The sequence below is a fragment of the Achromobacter sp. 18P8.1.1 genome (assembly GCF_057799415.1).
Genome location: NZ_JBYOKH010000032.1, coordinates 15,014 through 35,810 on the forward strand (window position 1 = coordinate 15,014; position 20,797 = coordinate 35,810).

The following is a 20,797-nucleotide window of genomic DNA, read 5'->3' on the forward strand; positions in this document are numbered from 1 at the left end:
AGGAAAAGGGGCAAGCTTGGGTTGTACCATCCGCTTGCCAAGGAGGACTACCGTTGCGCCTGCCACCCCTTGATGCCGCGTAAAGAAAAACGGGCGCCCCGCAGGGCGCCCGTTCTGTTACCGCGTGGAGTCGATCAACGGCGCTTGCGGGCGGCCTCGGCAGCTTCCTGCTGCGCATCCACGACGGCGAGCGCCGTCATGTTGACGATGCGGCGCACGGTGGCGCTGGTCGTCAGGATGTGCACGGGGCGCGCGGCGCCCAGCAGGATCGGACCCATCGCGACGCCATTGCTGCCCGTCATCTTCAGCATGTTGTACGTGATGTTGCCGGTGTCCAGGTTCGGCATGACCAGCAGATTGGCGCGACCCTTGAGCGTGCTGTCCGGGTAGGCCAGCACACGGATCTTTTCCGACAGGGCGGCGTCGGCGTGCATTTCGCCGTCCACTTCCAGGTCGGGCGCGCGTTCTTGCACCAGCTTGCTGGCAGCAGCCATCTTGCGGGACGATTCCGTCACGCGGCTGCCGAAGTTCGAGTGCGACAGCAGGGCGATCTTCGGCACCACGCCAAAGCGCAGCATTTCGTCGGCGGCCTGGATGGTGATGTTGGCCACTTCTTCCGACGTCGGGTTTTCGTTGACGTGGGTGTCGGTGACGAACAGCGTCTGGTCAGGCAGCATCAGCACATTCAGGGCGGCGTACGTCTGGCCTTCCTTCTTGCCGATGATTTCATCGATGTACTTCAACTGGTTGTCGTACTTGCTGGCCACGCCGCAGAGCAGGGCGTCGGCGTCGCCGCGACGCAGCAGCATGGCGCCGATCAGCGTGTTGTGCTTGCGGATCATCGCCTTGGCGATGGCCGGCGTCACGCCTTCGCGGCCCTTCAACTGGTAGTACGCGTTCCAGGTTTCGTTGAAGCGGTTGTCGTCTTCCGGATCCACGATCTCGAAGTGCTGGCCGGCGATCAGGCGCAGGCCGGCCTTCTCGATGCGCATTTCGATGACGGCCGGGCGGCCGATCAGGATCGGGAATGCCAGCTTCTCGTCGGCCACGGTCTGCACCGCGCGCAGGACGCGTTCGTCTTCGCCGTCGGCGTAGATGACGCGCTTGGGCGCCTTCTTGGCCTGGGCGAACAGCGGACGCATCAGCTGGCCCGAGTGGTACACGAAGCCCATCAGCTTCTGGCGGTAGGCTTCGATGTCTTCGATCGGGCGGGCAGCCACGCCGGAGTCGGCGGCGGCCTGCGCCACGGCCGGCGCGATCTGGACGATCAGGCGCGGGTCGAACGGCTTCGGGATGATGTAGTCGGGGCCGAACGACAGTTCCTGGCCGGCGTAGGCGCGGGCCACTTCATCGTTCTGCTCGGCTTGCGCCAGTTCGGCAATGGCCTTCACGCAAGCCAGCTTCATTTCTTCCGTGATGCGCGAAGCGCCGGCATCCATGGCGCCGCGGAAGATAAAGGGGAAGCACAGCACGTTGTTGACCTGGTTCGGGTAGTCCGAACGGCCGGTGGCGATGATGCAGTCGGGGCGCGCGGCCTTGGCGACTTCCGGGCGGATTTCCGGTTCCGGGTTGGCCAGCGCCAGGATCAGCGGGCGGTCGGCCATGGTCTTGACCATGTCGCCGGTCAGGACGCCAGCGGTCGAGCAGCCCAGGAACACGTCGGCGCCGTTGACCACGTCGGCCAGCGTGCGCGCGTCGGTCTTCTGCGCGTAGCGCTTCTTGTTGGCTTCCATGTTTTCATCGCGGCCATCCCAGATCACGCCGCGGGAGTCCACCACGTAGATGTTCTCGCGCTTGACGCCCAGGTGGACCAGCAGGTCCAGGCAGGCGATGGCGGCGGCGCCGGCGCCCGAGCAGGCGAGCTTGACCGAGCCGATGTCCTTGTTCACGACCTTCAGGCCGTTCAGGATGGCGGCCGACGAGATGATGGCGGTGCCGTGCTGGTCGTCATGGAAGACGGGGATCTTCATGCGCTCGCGCAGCTTCTTCTCGATGTAGAAGCATTCGGGCGCCTTGATGTCTTCCAGGTTGACGCCGCCCAGCGTGGGTTCCAGCGCCGCGATGATGTCGACCAGCTTGTCGGGGTCGTTCTCGGCCAGTTCGATGTCGAACACGTCGATGCCGGCGAACTTCTTGAACAGGCAGCCCTTGCCTTCCATGACCGGCTTGGCGGCCAGCGGGCCGATGTTGCCCAGACCCAGGACGGCGGTGCCGTTGGTGATCACACCCACCAGGTTGCCGCGCGAGGTGTACTTCGACGCGGCATCATCGCCCTGGTCGAAGATGGCCATGCAAGCGGCGGCCACGCCGGGGGAGTAGGCCAGGGACAAGTCGTCCTGGTTGGCCAACGTCTTGGTCGGGACGACCGAGATTTTGCCGGGGGTGGGATAGGCGTGGTAATCCAACGCCATTTTGGTAAGAGTTTCGTCCATGGGATCGGGGCCTCTGAGGCACTAACTGAAAAAGAAAACGGGATGACAAAAGGCGGGCTCGCGGCCCGCCGGTTTCTTTGCGAAATGCTTAGGGAACACCCGTATTTCACCAGAAAGCGCGGGTGCTTGGTTGTTGCAGTGCAGCGAAGCGGCTACAGATCCCAGGGCGGCGTCTGCCGCGCGCGCGAGTTCAAGGACCGGCGCAGCGTGTCGGCGTCGGCCTGGCGGCCCAGGCTGTCCAGCGCGTACAGCACGATCCAGTCGGCGCTGACTTCGAAGAAGTCGCGCAACTGGGCGCGGGTGTCGCTGCGGCCGAAGCCGTCCGTGCCCAAGGTCCGGTAGGGGGCGGGCACCCAGGCGCGGATCTGTTCAGGGACGGCGCGCACGTAGTCGGTGGCCGCGATGACGGGCGCGTCGCTGGTTCCCAGGCACTGGCGGACCCAGTCCACGCTGCCCCCGGCATCAAGCCCCAGCACCCGGGCGCGCTCGGCCTCGCGGCCGTCGCGGGCCAGCTCGGAAAAGCTGGTGACGCTCCAGACCTCGGCGTCCACGCCATAGCGTTCGCGCAAGCGATCGGCCGCCATTTCGGCTTCGCGCAGCATGGGGCCTGCGCCCAACAGGCGCACCTGGGCTTGTCCGTGCGCCGGACGCAGCCGGTACATCCCGCGCAGGATGCCCTCGCGCACGCCGGCGTCCGCCGGCATGTCGGGCTGCGCCAGGTTTTCGTTCGTGACCGTCAGGTAGAAGAATTCATCGCGCTGCTCGTCCAGCATGCGGCGCATGCCGTATTCGACGAGGACGGCGACTTCGAACGCGTAGGCCGGGTCGTAGGCGCGGCAGTTGGGCACGGCGGCGGCCATGATGTGGCTGGAGCCGTCCTGGTGCTGCAGGCCTTCGCCGCCCAGCGTGGTGCGCCCGGACGTGGCGCCGATCAGGAAGCCGCGCGTGCGCTGGTCGGCGGCGGCCCAGATCAGGTCGCCGATGCGCTGGAAGCCGAACATCGAGTAATAGATATAGAACGGCAGCATCGGCAGGCCGTTGACCGAATAGCTGGTGCCGGCCGCGGTCCAGGACGAGATCGCACCCGCCTCGGTGATGCCTTCCTCCAGGATCTGGCCGTCGCGCGCTTCGCGGTAGTACAGGACCGAGCCGATGTCCTCGGGCTCGTACAGCTGCCCTTGCGCCGAATAGATGCCGATCTGGCGGAACAGGTTGGCCATCCCGAACGTGCGCGCTTCGTCCGCGACGATCGGCACGATGCGCGAGCCCACGGTGGCGTCCTTGAGCAGCGCGGTCAGCATGCGCACGATGGCCATGGTCGACGACATTTCCTTGCCGTCGGCGGCCAGCGCAAAGCGTGCCCAGAGTTCGGCATCGGGCGGGGTCAGGCGCGGGGCCTGCGTGCGGCGGCGGGGAATGTGGCCGCCGAGCGCCGCGCGGCGCGCTTGCAGGTGGCGCAGTTCGGCGCTGTCTTCGGCCGGGCGGTAGAACTTGAGCGCCAGGCAGTCGGCGTCCGAGATCGGCAGCGCGAAGCGGTCGCGGAAGGCCAGCAAGGCCTCGTCGTCCAGCTTCTTCTGCTGGTGCGTCGTCATCTTGCCCTGGCCGGCCGAACCCATGCCAAAGCCTTTCTTGGTCTGCGCCAGGATCACGGTGGGTTGGCCGCGGTGTTGCGCCGCCCGGTGGTAGGCAGCATGGATCTTCACCATGTCGTGGCCGCCACGGTGCAGGCGGTCGATGGCCTCGTCCGTCCAGTCGGCCACCAGTGCGGCCAGCTCCGGGTTCTGGTTGAAGAAGTGGGCGCGGTTGAACGCACCGTCGTTGGCGGCGAAGGTCTGGAACTGGCCGTCCACCGTGTTGGCGAAGGCGCGGGCCAGGGCCCCATTGGTATCCCGGCGCAGCAGGGCGTCCCAGTCGCTGCCCCAGACCAGCTTGATCACGTTCCAGCCCGCGCCCGCATACAGCGTTTCCAGTTCGTCGATGATGCGGCCGTTGCCGCGCACCGGTCCGTCCAGCCGCTGCAGGTTGCAGTTGACGACGAAGACCAGGTTGTCGAGCTTTTCACGCGCCGCCAAGGTCAGCGCGGCGATGGATTCTGGTTCGTCCATTTCGCCGTCGCCGAAGATGCCCCAGACCTTGCGGTCGCCGCCGGGCACGAGCGAGCGGTGTTCCAGATAACGCATGAAGCGCGCCTGGTAGATGGCGTTGATGGGGCCGATGCCCATGGATCCGGTGGGGAACTGCCAGAAGTCCGGCATCAGCCACGGGTGGGGATAGGACGACAGCCCGCGCAGGCCGTTCGCCGTGGCGGTGATTTCCTGGCGAAAGTGCGCCAGGTCGTCTTCGCCGAGGAAGCCTTCGAGGTAGGCGCGGGCATACACGCCGGGCGCTGAATGGGGCTGCATGTAGACCAGGTCGCCGGGGCCGTCGGCCGACTGCGCGCGGAAGAAGTGGTTGAAACCGACCTCGAACAGGTCGGCGGCCGACGCATAGCTGGCGATATGGCCGCCCAGCTCGCCATGCGCCTGGTTGGCGCGTACCACCATGGCCAGCGCGTTCCAGCGGTTGATGCGGGCGATGCGTTCTTCAACGGCCAGGTTGCCGGGGAAGGGCGGCTCCTGGTCGGCGGGAATGGTGTTCAGGTAGGCGGTGCGGGTCTGGCTGTTGGCGCGCAGGCCCAGCGACGCGGCGTGCCCCAGCAGGCTGTCCAGCACGTACCCGGCGCGGCTTGTGCCGCCGGCCTCGACCAGCGACTGCAGGGCGTCACGCCACTCGGCGGTTTCCGAAGGGTCGGCGTCGTGCCGGTCGTCTTGCCCGGCGATAGGGTGGCTGGCGTCGCGCATGGTCGTGATGTCTCCTGTTATCGCTCAATGCTAGACCTGTGTGGCAGGCATGAGTCATCAAATTCCAGGGTCTATGTTCCAGCTTTCAGCATAATCTTTTGCGGGCGTATGTATTGCCGGCAGCATCTGCCGCCAGGCGGCGTTTACGCGTGGTGACCACTGGGTGGACGCCGAAGCGCTAGAATGCGCGGTTTAGCGAAATTCCCATCGGGAGACTTCAATGACACAACCCGTCAGCGTCCCGGCAAACGTCACCCTTCCGGAACTGACGTTCCGCGGCGTCTTGCTCGGCGCCCTGATCACCGTGATCTTCACGGCCTCCAACGTCTTCCTGGGGCTGAAGGTCGGCCTGACGTTCTCGTCCGCCATTCCCGCGGCGGTGATTTCGATGTCGGTGCTGCGCCTGTTCAAGGACGCCAACATCCTTGAAAACAACATGGTGCAGACGCAGGCCTCGGCGGCCGGCACGCTGTCGTCCATCATCTTCATCCTGCCCGCGCTGGTCATGATGGGGCATTGGCAGGGCTTCCCGTTCTGGCAGACGCTGGGCATCTGCGCGGCCGGCGGCATGCTGGGCGTGATGTTCACCATCCCGCTGCGCCACGTGATGGTGGTGCAAAGCGACCTGCCGTACCCCGAAGGCGTGGCGGCGGCCGAGATCCTGCGGGTGGGCAGCGCCGAACGCGCGCAAGACGCCGCCGACGAGTCGTCGGGGAAGTCCGATGCCAAGCCCGCTGCGACCGGCATGGGCGACATCGTGACCGGCGGCGTCGTGGCGGCGGTGGTCAGCTTTGCCGCCAGCGGCCTGCGCGTGCTGGGCGACGGCGTGAGCGGCTGGTTCGCCCTGGGCGGCGCGGTGTTCCGCCTGCCGATGGGCTTTTCGCTGGCGCTCCTGGGCGCGGGTTACCTCATCGGCATCGTCGCGGGCCTGGCCATGCTGACGGGCCTGATCATTTCGTGGGGCATCGCGGTGCCCGTCCTGACGGCCATGGGCGACATGCCCGCCGGGCAGACGCTGGCGCAATACGCCACCGGCCTGTGGTCGTCGCAAGTGCGCTTCATCGGCGCCGGCGTGATCGGCGTGGGCGCGATCTGGACGCTGGCGACCCTGTTCATGCCGATGGCGCGCGGCGTCAAGGCGTCGTTTTCGGCATTGACGAAGGCGGGCGCCGCCCGGGCCGGCCAGGCGCCGCGTACCGAGCGCGACCTGTCGGCCGGGTGGATTTCGGTCGTGACGCTGGTCCTGGTGGCGATTCTGGTGATTACCTTCCAGGTGTTCCTGTCGGGCGCGCCGCTGTCGGCTGGCGCCATCTGGAAACTGGTGGCCTACGCCGTGCTGTTTGCCTTCGTGTTCGGCTTCCTGGTGGCGGCGGCCTGCGGCTACATGGCGGGCCTGGTGGGCTCGTCGACCAGCCCGATCTCGGGCGTGGGCATCGTGGCCATCGTGCTGGTGTCGCTGCTGATGCTGGCCCTGGGCGGGGAATTGCTGGGCGTGCAGAACGGCGTGCAGATGGCGATCGCGCTGTCCATCTTCAGCACGTCGGCGGTGGTGGCCGTGGCGTCGATCTCGAACGACAACCTGCAAGACCTGAAGACCGGTTGGCTGGTGGGTGCCACGCCGTGGCGACAGCAGGTGGCGCTATTGATCGGCTGCGTGGTCGGCGCCGCAGTGATCTCGCCGGTGCTGGAACTGCTGTACAACGCCTACGGCTTCGCGGACGCGATGCCGCGCGAAGGCATGGATCCGGCGCAGGCCCTGTCCGCCCCGCAGGCGACATTGATGCTGGCGATTGCACGTGGCATCTTCACCCACCAGTTGAACTGGACCATGATCCTGATCGGCATGGCCGTGGGCGTGGGCCTGATTGTGGTGGACGAAATACTTAAGCGCACCTGCCGCGTGGCCCGCATTCCGGTCCTGGCGGTGGGCATCGGCATCTATCTGCCGCCGACGGTGGCCGCGCCCATCGTGGCCGGCGCCGTGCTGGCATGGCTGCTGGAGCGCGCGTTGCGCCGCCGCGCTATCGCCGCCGGCAAGCCCTATGAGCAATTCGCGGATGCGCCCAATCGGCGCGGCGTGCTGATTGCGTCTGGCCTGATCGTGGGCGAAAGCCTGGTGGGCGTGCTGATGGCCGCGGTGATCGGCGCCAGCGGTTCGGACGCGCCGTTGGCGCTTACCGGCCCGGGCTTCGCGGAGATCGCCTCCTACCTGGGGCTGGCCGCGTTCGTGCTGGTGGCCGTGTTGTTCTGGCGCCGGGTGATGCGCCTGGCCTAGTGCTGGCCCGGGGCGGCGGGGCGGTCATCGACCGCCTGCCGTCCCCAGGGTGATGCGTGCAGGCGGATCAGGCCGGCTTGAGCAGATCGGACAGCGTGCGCGCAATGACTTTCGTCGCGCGGCGCAGATCTTCCAGCACCACGCGTTCATCATTGCGCTTGGCGTGCGATTCCAGCACCGTGCGCGGGCCGGCGCCGTAGATCACGCCAGGAATGCCGGCTTCGGCATACAGGCGCACGTCGGTGTACAGCGGGGTGCCCATGGCAGGGATGGGTTCGCCGAAGAGGGCTTCCCCGTGCTTCTGAATGGCGCTGACCAGCGGTTCATTGCCGGGCAGGGGGCGCATCGAGTTGGCCAGCAACAGGCGCTTGATCTCGACCGTGATGCCCGGCGACGAGGCCGCGGCTTCCTGGATGATCCGGCGGATGTCTGCTTCGACTTCGGCGGCGTTTTCTTCCGGGATCATGCGGCGGTCCAGCTTGAAGCTGACCTTGCCGGGCACCACGTTGGTGTTGGTGCCGCCTTCGATGCGTCCGACATTCAGATAGGGGTGCGTGATGCCTGGCACGTCTGAAGTCACTTGCTGGTACCGCGCGTTCTGCGCATACAACGCGTTCAAGATCTTGACCGCGCCTTGCAGCGCGTCCACGCCGCTGGTCGGAATGGCGGCATGCGCCATCTTGCCCTGCACGGTCACTTCCATTTGTAGGCAGCCGTTGTGCGCCGTCACGACTTCGTAGCTGAAGCCCGCGGCGATCAGCAGGTCGGGCTTGGTCAGGCCCTGGGCCAGCAGCCAGCCCGGCCCAAGCAGCCCGCCGAACTCTTCGTCATACGTGAAGTGCAGCTCGACCGCGCCATGGCTCGGCTTGGCCACGGCTTCCAGCGCGCGCACCGCGAACGTGAAACTGGCGAAGTCGCTCTTGCTGACGGCCGATGCGCGGCCGTAGAGGCTGCCGTCTTCGATTTCGCCGCCATAGGGGTCGTGCTGCCAGCCGTCGCCCGGGGGCACCACGTCGCCATGGGCATTGAGCGCGATGCGGCGGCCAGGGCCGTACTCGCGCCGCACGATCAGGTTGGTGATGGATTCCAGGCCGTAGTCCTGTACCGCGTCCGCCGGTACCGGATGCGCTTCGGCGTCAAAGCCAAAGTCTTGCAGCAGTTCGGCGGTGCGCGCCGCGTGCGGCGCATTGTTGCCGGGCGGCGTGTCGGTGGGGACGCGCACGAGCGACTGCAGGAAGCGGACTTCCTCGTCAAAGTGGGCATCAACCCAGGCATCCAGGCGATCGTAGTCGGTCATTTTGCAGGTGAGGAGTCGTTGGCAAGGTCGTCCAGCAGGCGTTGCATGGCAAACGCGGCAAGCTGGATGTCGTCGCTAGTGGTGGATTCACGGGGGTTGTGGCTGATGCCGGCGTTCTGGCCGCGCACAAACAGCATGGCTTGCGGCATGACCTCGTGCAGCTTCATCGCGTCGTGGCCCGCGCCGCTTGGCATGCGGTAGAGGGGGACGCCCAGCGCGTCGACCGCGCGTTCCCAGCGCAGTTGCCACGCGGGGTCGCTGGGGGCGGCGGCGGCGCGCATTGTTTCTTCCAGGGTGTAGCGCAAGCCGCGCCGCTGGCAGATGGCGGCCAGCTCAGCCAGCACGTCGTTGACGAGCGCATCGCGTTGCGGGTCGCTGGGGGCGCGCAAGTCCAGGCTGAAGCGGCATTCGCCCGGTACGACGTTGATCGAACCGTTCGGCACTTCAAGCATCCCGATCGTGCCGACGGAGTCGCCGTCCTGGGCTGCGCGCCGTTCGACGTACAGCGCCAGTTCGGCTGTGGCCGTGGCGGCGTCGCGGCGCCGGTCCATCGGCGTGGTGCCGGCATGGCAGGCCATGCCGAATATCTGCACCATGTAGCGCACGCTGCCGTTGATGGACGTGACGATGCCCAGCGGCAAGCCCATTTCGAACAGCACCGGCCCTTGTTCGATATGCACTTCGATAAAGCCCAGATAGCGGGAGGCATCGCGGCGCAACGTCGGAATGTCGTCGATGCGCAGGCCGGCGTGCTGCATGGCCTCGCGCATGGTGATGCCTTGGGCGTCTTTCTGGTCCAGCCATTCGGGCTTGAAATCGCCGATCAGCGCGCCCGAACCCAGGAAGGTGGCGCGGTAACGCTGGCCTTCCTCTTCGGCAAAGCCAATTACCTCCAGGTGGTAGGGCAGGCGCCTGCCCTGGCGGTGCAATTCGCGCACGCACGCCATTGGCACGAAGATGCCCAGCCGGCCGTCGTATTTGCCGCCATTGCGCACAGTGTCGAAATGGCTGCCCGTCATCAGCGTGGGGGCGTCGGCACGGTCCGCGTGGTAGCGGCCGACCACGTTGCCGACCGCGTCGATGTCAACCTCGTCGAAGCCGCAATCGCGCATCCATTGCGAGATGCGCTGGGCGCAGGCGCGATGGGCGTCGGTCAGGTACGTGACGGTGAGCTGGCCTTTTTCGGCGTAGCCGGGATCGCTGTGCTGGCTGAGCGCTTCGTGCCAGTCCCAGATGTCGTTGCCTGTCGAGAGATCGATGCCGAAGTCGCCGCCCAACCGGATTTCGGCCATGCGGTGAATGCTGCGCAGCGCTTCCTGGTGTTCGACGTCCGCCGGGTTGTCCAGGCGGCGCACCAGTTCGTCGATGATCTGCTGGGGAGTGAGCGGGACGCCGCGCGGGTCGCGCCCGGCCAGGACGAACGGAAAACCGAAGCGGTCGTTGTAATGCGCGCGCAGCTGCTGAAGGCGCGTCAGCGCGTCGGGAGTGAAATCGGTCACGTCCGACAGTTCCGGCTGGGCGCGGATCAGCGCAAGCCGGGTGTCGGCATCCGCGCTGTCGACGACGTGGCGCAGCTGGTGCTGCAATTGCGCCAGCGACCGGAAGGGGCGCGCCCGCAAGGCCTGGCGGGCGATCCATGGCGACTGCGCATACAGGCCGTCGAGCATGGCCGCAGCATCGTCGTGCGTGGCGGCGTTAAGTTGTTCCAGGGTTGAAACCATGGTCATTACCCTTAGCAATTCGGAAGATAGGGATGCGTGGCCTTCCAGTGGCGAGCGATGTCCAGCCGGCGGCACACCCATACACGGTCATGGCTGGCGATGTGATCCAGGAAACGTTGCAGCGCGGTGATGCGGCCCGGACGCCCCAGCAGGCGGCAGTGCATGCCGATGCTGAGCATCTTGGGCGAGTCCTCGCCTTCGGCGTAGAGCACGTCGAAGCTGTCTTTCAGGTATTGGAAGAACGGATCGGCGTGCGAATAGCCTTGCGGCAAGGCGAAACGCATGTCGTTGCAGTCCAGCGTGTAAGGCACGATCAGTTGCGGCACGACGCTGCCGTCGGTTTTTTGCACCTGCATCCAGAAGGGCAGGTCGTCGCCGTAGTAGTCGCTGTCGTACTCGAAGCCGCCGTCGTCGGCCACCAGGCGGCGGGTGCGCGGGCTGTCGCGCCCCGTGTACCAGCCCAGGGGGCGGATGCCGGTAAGGCGGGTGATGGCGTCCATGCCCAGGCGCATGTGTTCGCGCTCGGTGGATTCGTCCACGTTCTGGTAGTGCACCCACCGCCAGCCGTGGCATGCGATCTCGTGGCCGAGTTCGACGAATGCCGCGGTCAGCTCGGGGTGGCGCTGCAACGCCATGCCGACGCCAAAGACCGTCAGCGGCAGCTGCCGCTTTTCGAATTCCCGCAGGATGCGCCAGACGCCCGCGCGTGATCCGTATTCATAAATGCCTTCCATGCTGAGGTGGCGATCGGGGTAGCTGGCGGGATTGAACATTTCGGACAGGAACTGTTCAGACCCGGCGTCGCCGTGCAGCACGCTGTTCTCGCCGCCTTCTTCGTAATTCAGCACGAACTGCACGGCGATGCGGGCGCGGCCGGGCCATTGGGCGTGCGGCGGATTCCGGCCGTAGCCGATCAGGTCGCGGGGATAGGCAAGCGTGGAGTCGTAGGTATGCATGAAGGAGGCGGGCAGAGGGCCGGATTCGACAAGCGGGCGCCGCAGGGCGGTCGCGTCATGTTCGGCTAAACAATAGCGGGAAAGCAAGCCTCTGTATACAATTTATGTACATCACTGAGGAAAACGCTAATGCCGGCGCACGTCCCCATGCACGCCGGCATCGTTTAACGCAGATCGCCCGCGGGCCAGCCCATGGCCCCGAAGCCGGCCTCAGCCGTTGCGGTAGAGAAAGCTGTAGGCGTTGATCGCCGGCACCCCTCCCAGGTGCGCATACAGGACCTTCGATCCCGCCGGGATTTCGCCGCGGCGGATGATGTCCATCATCCCCTGCATGGATTTTCCTTCGTAGACCGGGTCGGTCATCATGCCTTCCAGCCGCGCGCAGGTGCGGATGGCGTCGTTGGTTTCGGCGGAAGGCAGGCCATAGGCCGGATACGCGTAACGCGTGTCCAGCACCACGTCGCTGTCGGCGATGCCTGTCTCCAACCCCACCAGGTCCGCCGTGCGCTGTGCGATGCGCAGGATCTGCGCACGCGTCTGCTCAGGCGTGCCAGAAGCGTCGATGCCGATGACGCGGTCGGCGCGCCCGTCGGCGGCAAAGCCCACCACCATGCCGGCCTGGGTGCTGCCGGTGACGGCGCACACGACGATGTAGTCGAACTTGAACCCCAGGTCGGCTTCCTGGCGCCGCACCTCTTCGGCAAAGCCCACGTACCCCAGGCCGCCCAGTTCATGGTCGGAGGCGCCGGCAGGGATGGCGTAGGGCTTGCCGCCGCGCTTTCTCACGTCTTCCAGCGCTTCTTCCCAGCTGCGCCGGAAGCCGATGTCGAAGCCCTGGTCCACCAGCCGCACGTCGGCGCCCATCAGGCGGCTCATCATGATGTTGCCGACGCGGTCATAGACCGCGTCCGAATAGTCCACCCAGTTTTCCTGGACCAGCACGCAGGCCAGCCCCAGCTTGGCGGCGACGGCTGCCACCATGCGGGTGTGGTTGGACTGGATGCCGCCGATCGTCACCAGCGTGTCGCAGCCTTGCTCCAGCGCCTGCGGGATCAGGTATTCCAGCTTGCGCAGCTTGTTGCCGCCGAAGGCCAGGCCGCTGTTGCAGTCTTCGCGCTTGGCGTAGATGTCGACCTTGCCGCCCAGGTGGGCGGACAGCCGATCGAGCTTTTCAATGGGGGTGTCGCCGAAGGTCAGGCGGTGGCGGGGAAATCGTTGCAGATCCATGCGGGCTCCTGGGAAAAGTCCGGGCCGGGCGGGTGGCGCGGATGGAGAAATCATAGGAATCGTCGGGATTTGCGGTCAATTGCGTTATTTATCGATTTTCCGTGTTTAAAGTTATTAATAACCGTTGTTAGAAATCCAATATTTCGAATATAAAAACAACAACGAAATTAAATTTTCAGGGACATATCAAATGAACGTCGCCTCGGGCCTGGACCGCATCGACCGCCACATCCTGCGCGTGCTGCAGGACGACGCGCAGATCACGAACCTCGACCTGAGCGCGCGCGTGCACCTGAGTCCCGCCGCCTGCCTGCGCCGCGTGGAAAAGCTCAAGGCCGAAGGCGTGATCAAGAAGACGGTCGCGCTGCTGGAACCGGCTGAGGTCGACATGGCCACCCTGGTCATCGTGGGCGTGGTGCTGGACCGTTCCACGCCTGAGTCCTTCACCGATTTCGAGGAAGCCGCGCGCGGCATCAGCGGCTGCCTGGAGTGCCATCTGGTGGCGGGTGAATTCGACTACTTCCTGATGTTGCGCATACGTGATCTGGAACGCTTCAACAAGCTGCATGCGGGCGAGATCATCAAGTTGCCCGGCGTACGCCAGATCCGCACCTTTTTCGTGTTGAAAGAGATCCTGTCCACGACCTCGCTGCCGGTATGACGCGGCTATTGCGCAACACTCTGGTTTGGAGTGCCTGAAAATGACGCGCTGCGGCATTTTCGATTGACGGAATTTGATGGCGTGTAGACGGCTGGATTGCAGGCGTTCGACGGACATTCCAAAGCCGCATGCAGGCATTCCGATTCGGCTTTTGCGTCACAGAAACGCAAGAAGACGCCCATAAACTCAAAGGGTTATACTTTCAACCATACGGCTATCAAGGCTTGTACGCGCCTTCTGCCCCTGCGATCCGCTTAACGGGAAGCCCGTGCTGCGGAAGGTTTTCCTGCATCGTGTCGAGTGAAGCACTCGTAAAGGTGAAGCGATATGTCTTCGGAAATAGAATCTCTATCCACGTCTTATCTCTTTGGGGGTAACGCCCCTTATGTTGAGGAGCTTTACGAAGCCTACCTCGACAATCCCGGTTCGGTACCTGATAACTGGCGCGAGTATTTCGACCAGCTGCAGCATGCTCCCGCAACCGACGGCCAGGAATCCACTCGCGACCAGGCCCACGCTCCCATCGTCGAATCGTTTGCCCAGCGCGCCAAGGCCAATGCCTTCGTGCAACGCTCGGCCGAACCCGACCTGAGCGTCGCCAGCAAGCAGGTTTCGGTGCAGTCGCTGATTGCCGCCTACCGCTCGCTGGGTTCGCGCTGGGCCGACCTGGATCCGCTCAAGCGCCAGGAACGTCCCCCGATCCCGGAACTCGATCCCGCCTTCTACGGCCTGACCGAAGCCGATCTGGACCAGACCTACTCGGCCACCAACACCTACTTCACGACCGCCAGCACGATGACGCTGCGCGACATCCTGAAGGCGCTGCGCGACACGTATTGCCGCAGCATCGGTGCTGAATTCACGCACATCTCCGACCCCGCTGCCAAGCGCTGGATCCAGGAACGCCTGGAAACCACCCTGGGCGCGCCCGCCTACTCGGTCGAAGAAAAGCGCCACATCCTGCAGCAGCTGACCGAGTCCGAAGGGCTCGAGCGCTTCCTGCACACCAAGTACGTCGGCCAGAAGCGCTTCTCGCTGGAAGGCGGCGAAAGCTTCATCGCCTCGATGGACGAAGTGGTGAACCACGCCGGTGAAAACGGCGTCCAGGAAATCGTGGTCGGCATGGCCCACCGCGGCCGCCTGAACCTGCTCGTGAACATCATGGGCAAGATGCCTGGCGACCTGTTCGCCGAGTTCGAAGGCAAGCACGCCGAAGGCCTGACCGACGGCGACGTGAAGTACCACAACGGCTTCTCCAGCGACCTGTCCACCCGTGGCGGCCCGGTCCACCTGTCGTTGGCCTTCAACCCGTCCCACCTGGAAATCGTCAACCCCGTGGTCGAAGGCAGCGTGCGCGCTCGCCAGGAACGCCGCGGCGACGCCGAAGGCAAGCAAGTGCTGCCGGTGCTGGTGCACGGCGACGCGGCTTTCGCCGGCCAGGGCGTGGTCATGGAAACGCTGAACCTGGCGCAGACCCGCGGCTACGGCACGGGCGGCACGCTGCACATCGTCATCAACAACCAGATCGGCTTCACGACGTCCGACCCGCGCGACTCGCGTTCGACGCTGTATTGCACCGACGTGGTCAAGATGATCGAAGCCCCGGTGTTCCACGTCAACGGCGACGATCCCGAAGCCGTGGTGTTCGTCACCAAGCTGGCGCTGGACTACCGTCTGCAATTCCGTCACGACATCGTCGTGGACATCGTTTGCTTCCGCAAGCTGGGCCACAACGAGCAAGACACCCCGTCGCTGACGCAGCCCCTGATGTACAAGCGCATCGGCCATCACCCCGGCACGCGCAAGCTGTACGCTGACAAGCTGACCACGCAAGGCGTGCTGGCTGAAGGCGAAGCCGATCAACTGGTGAAGGATTACCGCCAGCTGATGGAAGATGGCCAGCGCACCATCGAACCGGTGCTGACCGACTACAAGAGCAAGTACGCGATCGACTGGTCGCCGTTCCTGGGCGCCAAGTGGACCGACCAGGCCGACACGGCCGTGCCGCTGGCTGAACTCAAGCGCATCGGCGAACGCATCACGACGGTTCCGGAAGGCTTCACGGTGCACCCGCTGGTCGCCAAGCTGCTGAACGACCGCCGCACGATGGCCAAGGGCGAAATGAACCTGGACTGGGGCATGGGCGAACACCTCGCCTTCGCGACCCTGGTGTCCTCGGGCTACGCCATCCGCATCACCGGCCAGGACTCGGGCCGCGGCACGTTCACGCACCGCCACGCCGTGCTGCACGACCAGAACCGCGAACGCTGGAACGACGGCACCTACATTCCGCTGCAGAACGTGTCGGAAGGCCAGGCGCCGTTCACCGTCATCGACTCCGTGCTGTCCGAAGAGGCGGTGCTGGGCTTTGAATACGGCTACTCCAGCGCTGAACCGAACACGCTGACCATCTGGGAAGGCCAGTTTGGCGACTTCGTCAACGGCGCCCAGGTCGTGATCGACCAGTTCATCAGCTCCGGCGAAGCCAAGTGGGGCCGCCAGTCGGGCCTGACGCTGATGCTGCCGCACGGCTACGAAGGCCAGGGCCCCGAGCACTCCTCGGGCCGCATCGAGCGCTTCCTGCAGCTGTGCGCCGACAACAACATGCAAGTGGTCCAGCCGACCTCTGCCTCGCAGATCTTCCACGTTCTGCGCCGCCAGATGATCCGCCCGTTCCGCAAGCCGCTGGTGCTGTTCACGCCGAAGTCGCTGCTGCGCAACAAGGATGCAGGCTCCCCGCTGACCGATCTGGCCGGTGGCAGCTTCCACCCGGTGATCGGCGAAGTGGACGACACGATCGACGCCAGCAAGGTCAAGCGCGTGCTGGCTTGCTCGGGCAAGGTGTACTACGACCTGGTCAACGCCCGCCGCGAGCGTGGCGCCGACAACGTCGCGATCGTCCGTGTCGAGCAGCTGTACCCGTTTGCACACAAGTCGTTCGAAACGGAACTGCGCAAGTACCCGAAGGCAACCGAAGTGATCTGGGTTCAGGACGAACCGCAGAACCAAGGCGCCTGGTTCTACGTTCAGCATCACGTGTACGAGAACATGGTCGAAGGCCAAAAGCTGGGCTACGCTGGTCGTGCCGCGTCGGCATCGCCGGCCGTGGGCTACCTGGCCAAGCACCAGGAGCAGCAGAAGGCCCTGGTCGAAACGGCTTTCGCGCCCAAGTTCAAGGTCATGTTGACGAAGTAATCCTGACTTGATGCACGCGCCGCGGGCGGCAAGCGTTCAGGAACCCAGTTTCGAACCTTGCCGCGCCGCGTGACCAGAACACAACTTTACGGAACAAACAAAATGGCTATTACCGACGTCGTCGTCCCCCAACTTTCCGAATCCGTCTCCGAAGCGACCCTGCTGACCTGGAAGAAGCAGCCGGGCGCTGCCGTTGAAGCGGACGAAATCCTGATCGAAGTCGAAACCGACAAGGTCGTGCTGGAAGTGCCGGCTCCCGCCTCGGGCGTGCTGGCCGAAATCGTCAAGGGCGATGGCAGCACCGTGACCTCGGGCGAAGTGCTGGCCCGCATCGACACCGCTGGCAAGGCCGCCGCCGCCGCGACCGCTCCGGCTGCCGCCGCCCCGGCCGCTGCCCAAGCCGCTGCTGCTCCGGCCGCCACTGCCCCGGCTTCGACCGCCGCCGCTGGCGTGGCATCGCCCGCCGCTTCCAAGATCCTGGCCGAGAAGGGCGTTGATGCCGCTTCCGTGGCTGGCACCGGCCGTGATGGCCGCGTGACCAAGGGCGACGCCCTGGCCGCCAGCGCTCCCGCCGCCAAGGCCGCGCCGGCCAAGGCCCCGGCTGCTCCCGCCCCGACCACGCTGTCGCTGGACGGCCGTCCGGAACAGCGCGTGCCGATGAGCCGCCTGCGCGCCCGCATCGCCGAGCGCCTGCTGCAATCGCAGCAAGAAAACGCGATCCTGACCACGTTCAACGAAGTGAACATGCAAGCGGTCATCGATCTGCGCAGCAAGTACAAGGACAAGTTCGAAAAGGAACACGGCATCAAGCTGGGTTTCATGTCGTTCTTCGTCAAGGCCGCTGTGGCCGCGCTGAAGAAGTACCCGCTGATCAACGCGTCGATCGACGGCAAGGACATCATCTATCACGGCTACTTCGACATCGGTATCGCTGTCGGCAGCCCGCGTGGCCTGGTGGTGCCGATCCTGCGCAACGCCGACCAGCTGTCCATTGCTGAAATCGAAAAGACCATCGCTGACTTCGGCCGCCGCGCCGCTGACGGCAAGCTGGGCATTGAAGAAATGACCGGCGGCACGTTCTCGATCTCCAACGGTGGCGTGTTCGGTTCGATGCTGTCGACCCCGATCATCAACCCGCCGCAATCGGCCATCCTGGGCGTGCACGCCACCAAGGATCGCGCCGTTGTCGAAAACGGCCAGATCGTCATCCGCCCGATGAACTACCTGGCGCTGTCCTACGACCACCGCATCATCGACGGCCGCGAAGCCGTGCTGGGCCTGGTCGCCATGAAGGACGCCCTGGAAGATCCGCAGCGTCTGTTGCTGGACCTGTAATCTCGACGCTCCGCGCGTGGCGCCGCACCCGGCCTTCGGGCCTGCGGCGCCCCGGCCGGCTCTCAGCCGGCCTCCGGCAACACCGCGTCGGGCGGGGCGTGTTCCACCCCTCATCTCACCCGCGAGAACACTATGTCCAAACAATTTGACGTCGTCGTGATCGGCGCAGGCCCTGGCGGCTACATCGCCGCCATCCGTGCAGCGCAACTCGGCATGTCGGTCGCTTGCATCGACGCCTGGCAGAACGGCCAAGGCGGCCCGGCTCCTGGCGGCACGTGCACCAACGTCGGTTGCATCCCGTCCAAGGCGCTGCTGCAATCGTCCGAGCACTTCGAACAAGCCAACCACCACTTCGCCGAGCACGGCATCGAAGTCAAGGGCGTCAGCCTGAAGCTCGACACGCTGATCGGCCGCAAGAACACGGTGGTCAAGCAGAACAACGACGGCATCCTGTACCTGTTCAAGAAGAACAAGGTCACGTTCTTCCACGGCAAGGGCGCGTTCAGCGGCCAAGTGGAAGGCGGCTGGGCCATCAAGGTCACCGGCACCACGGAAGAAGACCTGGTTGCCAAGCACGTGGTCGTGGCCACGGGCTCGTCGGCGCGTGAACTGCCCGGCCTGCCGTTCGACGAAAAGGTCGTGCTGTCCAACGACGGCGCGCTGAACATCGGCGCCGTGCCGAAGACGCTGGGCGTGATCGGCGCTGGCGTGATCGGCCTGGAAATGGGCAGCGTGTGGCGCCGCCTGGGTTCCGAAGTCACCATCCTGGAAGCGATGCCGGAATTCCTGGCTGCCGCTGACGGTCAGGTGGCCAAGGAAGCCCTGAAGGCTTTCACCAAGCAAGGCCTGAACATCCAGATGGGTGTAAAGATCGGCGAGATCAAGGCCACCGCCAAGTCGGTGACCGTGCCCTACGTCGACGCCAAGGGCGCCGAGCAGAAGCTGGTGGTGGACAAGCTGATCGTCTCGATCGGCCGCGTGCCCTACACCGGCGGCCTGAACGCCGACGCCGTGGGCTTGAAGCTGGATGAACGCGGCTTCGTGGCCGTGGACGCCGACTGCAAGACCAACCTGCCGAACGTGTGGGCAGTGGGTGACGTCGTGCGCGGCCCGATGCTGGCGCACAAGGCCGAAGAAGAAGGCGTGGCGGTTGCCGAGCGCATCTCCGGCCAACATGGCCACGTCAACTTCGACACCGTGCCGTGGGTCATCTACACGTCGCCGGAAATCGCCTGGGTGGGTAAGACCGAACAGCAACTCAAGGCCGAAGGCCGCGAGTACAAGGCCGGCAGCTTCCCGTTCCTGGCCAACGGCCGCGCCCGCGCGCTGGGCGACACGACCGGCTTTGCCAAGGTCATCGCCGACGCCAAGACCGATGAAGTCCTCGGCGTCCACATCGTGGGCCCGATGGCCTCGGAACTGATCTCGGAAGCCGTGACCATCATGGAATTCCGCGGCGCCGCCGAAGACATCGCCCGCATCTGCCACGCGCACCCGACCTTGTCGGAAGCCGTGAAGGAAGCCGCTCTGGCCGTGGACAAGCGCGCGCTGAACTTCTAAGCGACGCTTGACCTGAGCAAGACAGGGGGCGGGTTCCAGGACCCGCCCTTTTTTTATCGCCGGGCCGACCCAAGAGAAGAGCGCCCCTTTGGGGCAGCAAGCATGCCAGGCATGCGCAGCGTGGGGGCCAAGTCAAGGTTATCCGATCCACATGAACGTCCGCGAATACTACGAACAGGCATTGGCCGAGCGAGGCTACGAGCCCGATGCCGCCCAGAAGCTGGCGATCGACCGCTTGCAGCGCTACTACGACGAATGGCTCAAGTTCAAGTCGATGCGCTCGAACGCGCTGAAGAAGCTGCTGAACCGGCCTGACGTGCCGCGCGGCGTGTACCTGTGGGGCGGAGTGGGGCGGGGAAAGAGCTTCCTGATGGACGCGTTCTATGCCACCGTGCCGGTCGTGCGCAAGACGCGACTGCACTTCCACGAGTTCATGCGCGGCGTCCACCGCGAGCTGGAAGAAGTCAAAGGCATGCAGGATCCGCTGGACGAAGTGGCCAAGCGGGTCGCCAAGCGCTACCGCCTGATCTGCTTCGACGAATTCCACGTGTCGGATGTGGCCGACGCGATGATCTTGCACCGCCTGTTGCTCAAGCTGTTCGAGTACGGCACGTCGTTCGTGATGACGTCCAACTACGAGCCGTCCACGCTGTACACGGACGGCCTGCACCGCGACCGCGTGTTGCCCGCCATCGCGTTGATCCAGTCGCGCATGGATGTGATGAACGTGGACGCCGGTATCGACTACCGCCGCCGCTCGCTGGAGCAGGTGCAGTGCTATCACACGCCGCTGGACGAACACGCGCAAGCCGCATTGCAGAAGGCGTTCGACAGCCTGGCGGATACCCCGCCGCAGGAACCCCTGCTGCACATCGAGCATCGCGAGATCCGCGCGCTGGCGCTGGCGGGTTCGGTCGTGTGGTTCGATTTCGCGACCCTCTGTGGCGGCCCCCGTTCGCAGAACGACTACCTGGAGCTGGCGAACCGGTTCCATGCCGTGATCCTGTCCGGCGTGCCCAAGATGGGGCCGCGCCAGGCGTCCGAGGCGCGCCGCTTCACGTGGCTGATCGACGTGTTCTATGACCACCGGGTCAAGCTCATCATGTCGGCCGAATGCGAGCCCGAAGCCATCTACACGGAAGGCGCGCTGGCCAACGAGTTCCACCGCACGGTGTCGCGCATCCTTGAAATGCAGTCGCGCGAATACCTGGAATCGGAACGCCGACTGACCGTGACGTTGTAGTTATGCCGCATCCGGCCCCTGTTGCAGGGGCCGGACGGACATAGGATTGGTAACG

12 protein-coding genes are annotated in these 20,797 nt (G+C 65.2%); 6 read left to right on the forward strand and 6 right to left on the reverse strand.

Translation table 11 applies throughout. From position 1 onward, the window contains the following. Positions 1–134 precede the first annotated feature (134 nt). Positions 135–2,432, reverse strand: a complete 2,298-nt coding sequence (locus tag AC27VE_RS19735) for an NADP-dependent malic enzyme (RefSeq protein ID WP_035212796.1) — start codon at positions 2,430–2,432, stop codon at positions 135–137. A gap of 152 nt (positions 2,433–2,584) precedes the next feature. Beyond that, on the reverse strand, positions 2,585–5,272 hold the full coding sequence (gene mdeB, locus AC27VE_RS19740) for an alpha-ketoglutarate dehydrogenase (protein ID WP_488704748.1): 2,688 nt from the start codon (positions 5,270–5,272) through the stop codon (positions 2,585–2,587). Positions 5,273–5,492: 220 nt separating this feature from the next. Between mdeB and AC27VE_RS19745 the strand changes: the two genes are divergently transcribed. Continuing rightward, entirely contained in the window at positions 5,493–7,547 is a 2,055-nt protein-coding gene (locus AC27VE_RS19745) for an OPT family oligopeptide transporter (RefSeq protein WP_488704749.1), read from the forward strand. Between the two features lie 67 nt (positions 7,548–7,614). Here the strand turns inward: AC27VE_RS19745 and AC27VE_RS19750 are convergent, their stop codons facing one another. From AC27VE_RS19750 to AC27VE_RS19765, 4 genes are all read right to left on the reverse strand, one after another. Further along, complete coding sequence (locus AC27VE_RS19750; RefSeq protein ID WP_488704750.1) at positions 7,615–8,844, reverse strand: M20 family metallopeptidase; 1,230 nt, start codon at positions 8,842–8,844, stop codon at positions 7,615–7,617. Further along, positions 8,841–10,565 (reverse strand): hydantoinase/carbamoylase family amidase, encoded by a 1,725-nt coding sequence (locus AC27VE_RS19755; RefSeq protein ID WP_488704751.1) that lies wholly within the window; start codon positions 10,563–10,565, stop codon positions 8,841–8,843. The genes AC27VE_RS19750 and AC27VE_RS19755 overlap by 4 nt, the downstream gene beginning before the upstream one ends. Before the next feature lie 11 nt (positions 10,566–10,576). Beyond that, positions 10,577–11,521 (reverse strand): allantoinase PuuE, encoded by a 945-nt coding sequence (puuE, locus tag AC27VE_RS19760; protein ID WP_488704752.1) that lies wholly within the window; start codon positions 11,519–11,521, stop codon positions 10,577–10,579. A 210-nt stretch (positions 11,522–11,731) separates the two neighbouring features. Further along, the gene (locus AC27VE_RS19765) at positions 11,732–12,748 is read right to left on the reverse strand and encodes a 1-aminocyclopropane-1-carboxylate deaminase (RefSeq protein ID WP_488704753.1); all 1,017 of its coding nucleotides are present in this window, start codon (positions 12,746–12,748) and stop codon (positions 11,732–11,734) included. Between the two features lie 190 nt (positions 12,749–12,938). On the opposite strand from AC27VE_RS19765, the gene AC27VE_RS19770 reads away from it, so the two are divergent. The 5 genes from AC27VE_RS19770 (at position 12,939) to zapE (ending at position 20,742) form a co-directional block, all read left to right on the forward strand. Continuing rightward, positions 12,939–13,409: an Lrp/AsnC family transcriptional regulator gene (locus AC27VE_RS19770; protein ID WP_427958274.1), complete on the forward strand. Its 471-nt coding sequence runs from the start codon at positions 12,939–12,941 to the stop codon at positions 13,407–13,409. A gap of 327 nt (positions 13,410–13,736) precedes the next feature. Further along, positions 13,737–16,604: a 2-oxoglutarate dehydrogenase E1 component gene (locus AC27VE_RS19775; RefSeq protein ID WP_427958273.1), complete on the forward strand. Its 2,868-nt coding sequence runs from the start codon at positions 13,737–13,739 to the stop codon at positions 16,602–16,604. 102 nt (positions 16,605–16,706) lie between these two features. Beyond that, entirely contained in the window at positions 16,707–17,939 is a 1,233-nt protein-coding gene (gene odhB, locus AC27VE_RS19780; RefSeq protein WP_488704754.1) for a 2-oxoglutarate dehydrogenase complex dihydrolipoyllysine-residue succinyltransferase, read from the forward strand. Positions 17,940–18,071: 132 nt separating this feature from the next. Next, positions 18,072–19,499 (forward strand): dihydrolipoyl dehydrogenase, encoded by a 1,428-nt coding sequence (gene lpdA / locus AC27VE_RS19785; protein ID WP_006223921.1) that lies wholly within the window; start codon positions 18,072–18,074, stop codon positions 19,497–19,499. A gap of 151 nt (positions 19,500–19,650) precedes the next feature. Further along, a complete protein-coding gene (gene zapE, locus AC27VE_RS19790; protein WP_315846454.1) occupies positions 19,651–20,742 on the forward strand; it encodes a cell division protein ZapE in 1,092 nt (363 codons plus the stop codon). Positions 20,743–20,797: the final 55 nt, after the last annotated feature.